This window comes from Amycolatopsis australiensis (assembly GCF_900119165.1).
GTDB classification, from domain to species: Bacteria; Actinomycetota; Actinomycetes; order Mycobacteriales; family Pseudonocardiaceae; genus Amycolatopsis; species Amycolatopsis australiensis.
Window position 1 is genome coordinate 1 of sequence record NZ_FPJG01000007.1, and the last position, 2,741, is coordinate 2,741.

General features: G+C 60.2%; 3 protein-coding genes. 1 reads left to right on the forward strand and 2 read right to left on the reverse strand.

The window, feature by feature from the left end:
* A partial coding sequence (locus tag BT341_RS43350) for an ISNCY family transposase (RefSeq protein WP_218177876.1) occupies nt 1-1,322 on the forward strand: 1,322 nt, incomplete at its 5' end.
* A gap of 53 nt (nt 1,323-1,375) precedes the next feature.
* Here the strand turns inward: BT341_RS43350 and BT341_RS43355 are convergent.
* Both BT341_RS43355 and BT341_RS43360 read right to left on the reverse strand, forming a co-directional pair.
* Nucleotides 1,376-1,840, reverse strand: a complete 465-nt coding sequence (locus BT341_RS43355; RefSeq protein WP_218177877.1) for an amidohydrolase family protein — start codon at nt 1,838-1,840, stop codon at nt 1,376-1,378.
* 97 nt (nt 1,841-1,937) lie between these two features.
* On the reverse strand, nt 1,938-2,627 hold the full coding sequence (locus BT341_RS43360; protein WP_072482502.1) for a hydrolase: 690 nt from the start codon (nt 2,625-2,627) through the stop codon (nt 1,938-1,940).
* Between the last annotated feature and the right edge of the window lie 114 nt (nt 2,628-2,741).

Sequence of the window (2,741 nt, forward strand, 5' to 3'; positions counted from 1 at the left end):
TGGCGATTCCAAGTCGTTTGGAGTCGAGCATGGGCAAAGTCGGGGGCGTTACGATGCAGGAAAAAGAGCGTGCCGAGATCATCTCGGCTTGCGCCAAGGGCGACATCACAGTCGCTGTCGCGGCAGAGCAATTGGATGTCACGACGCGGCATGTGAGGCGTCTTTTGGAGCGGTTCAGTGAAGATGGCGTCAGCGGATTGACATCCAGGCGCTGGGGCAAACCAAGCAATAACCAGCTCGAACCGGAGCTGGCCAAGAAGGCTCTGCAGCTAGTGCACGAGCGGTATGCCGATTTTGGCCCGACGCTGGCATGCGAGCAGTTACGGGTTCGCCATAAGCTTGATCTATCAAAGGAGACGCTACGGCACCTGATGATCAAGGCCGGGCTGTGGATACCGAAAGCGGCTCGGAGCGCCAAGCTCCATCAACCGAGGGAGCGACGGCCATGTGTCGGGGAGCTGGTTCAGATCGACGGCAGCCGCCACCGCTGGTTTGAAGGACGCGGCGAAGCATGCACCTTGCTGGTGTTTGTCGATGACGCGACTGGAAAAATCCTGCAACTGCACTTTGCAGAAACAGAAACGACAGCCAGCTACTTCGAAGCTACCCGGCGCTATATCGAGCGCCACGGCAAACCGCAGGCGTTTTACGCTGACCGAGCGGCGGTGTTTCGTTCACCAATGGCGACAGGGCGTACACGCACCCAATTTCAGCGTGCCCTCGACGAACTCAACATCGAGCTCATCTGCGCCAACTCGCCGCAAGCGAAAGGACGTGTCGAACGGCTCAACCGCACTTTGCAGGATCGTCTGGTCAAGGAAATGAGACTGGAAGGCATTAGCGATATGGCGAGTGCCAACGCCTGGTGCAGCGCCTTCATCAATCGCTTCAATGACGGCTTTGCCCGCGTTGCGCGAAGTCCGCTCGATGTCCATGAGCCGCTACACCGAAACGATAACCTGGCACTCATCCTGGCTTTTCATGAAACCCGGAAGCTCAGTTCAAACCTCACACTGCAGTATGGCGGTCAGCTTTACCTGCTGAAAGACAAACCTGAGGCACGAGCGCTGATCGGCCAGCGTATCGATATCCATACGGACCTCGAAGGCAAAACAGAGCTGCGTGCCAACGGTCAAGTGATGCCCCACACTTGCCTGGAGCTACCGAAATCAGTCAAGCCCATCTTGGTCGATAACAAGACCTTGCATCATGTCGTCGATAAAAAGACGCGCAATCGAAACGAGCGACAGAACCAATCGCAGAACATCATCGTGAAGGGTGTAACGGCAGCGAGGAAAATGTCTGCTCAAAGCCGAGTTTGACGTCCAAAACGGACATTTCAACTTTGCTGAAAGCGGACATTTCAACTTTGCCTTTACAACAGGTGCAGGATGAAGACCGGCGTGTCGGGTGCGGCGGCGTTGATCTCTTCCAGGGTCGGCAGGCGGCGCTCGGCAAACTGGAACTCGCTCCAGCCGCCGACCACGCGCACCCACTGCGGATGCGGGGTGAGGTCGGCCTGGTCTTTCAGCATGCGCAGGGCATCGGCCAACGAGGGCACGCCTTCCCAGCGCAATTCGAGGTTGTAGTTCAGGCCTCCGCGGATCAGGTGCAGGTGCGAATCGTTCAGGCCCGGGACCACGGTGCGGCCGTTCAGGTCGATCACCTGGCTGCCCGCTTCGCGGAAACGCATCACGTGTTCCGTGTTGCCGACGGCGAGGAAGCGGCCGTCCTGCATGGCGACCGCCGTGGCCTGCGGCTGCTCGCGGTCGAGGGTGGCGAACTTGCCGTTGATGAGGATGAGCGGCGCGGCCGCGCGTTGGTTCGACTGTGCTTGCATGATCTGACTCCCCTGCTCTGCCGGGCCTGGCCGGCGCTGTGGATGGTGGCGTTCGGGTCCGCCTGTTCAGCGGACCTGCTTCGGCTTGCGATAGGGCTTAGCGGGTAGCCGGGACCGGGGCCAGGACTTCGTTGTGGCCACCGTTGCGCGCTGCCGCCTTGTGCACCATCGTGTAGGCGTAGTCGACGCCTATGCCGTAGGCGCCCGAGTGCTCGGTGACGATCTTCATCACGGCATCGTAGGTATCGCGGTGGGCCCAGTCGCGCTGCCATTCGAGCAGCACCTGCTGCCAGGTGACCGGCACCACGCCGGCCTGCACCATGCGCTGCATGGCGAAGTCGTGGGCCTCTTTCGTGGTGCCGCCCGAGGCATCGGCCACCATGTAGATCTCGTAGTCGCCTTCCAGCATGGCGCACAGGGCGAAGGTGGTATTACAGACTTCGGTCCAGAGGCCGGCGACGATGATTTTCTTGCGGCCGTTGGCGGCCAGGGCGTCGCGCACTTTCTGGTCGTCCCAGGAATTCATCGAGGTGCGTTCGAGAATCTGGTGGTCGGGGAAGACGTCCAGGATTTCAGGGTAGGTCTTGCCCGAGAAGGACTCGGTTTCCACGGTGGTGATGGTGGTCGGGATGCCGAAGGCCTTGGCGGCCTTGGCCAGGCCGACCACGTTGTTCTTCAGGGTCTGGCGGTCGATCGACTGCACGCCGAAGGCCATCTGCGGCTGGTGGTCGATGATGATCAGCTGCGAATTCTGCGGGGTCAGGACTTCGAGTTTGGCGTTGTTCATGGCGCTCTCCTTTGGTATTGTCGTTGCCGGGCTTGGCCGCGGCGGGTTGTGAAATCAATCAGCCTTGACGGGTGTCGTCGGTTTCGGTCTTGGCGTTTGGTGCTGGCGTTGTTG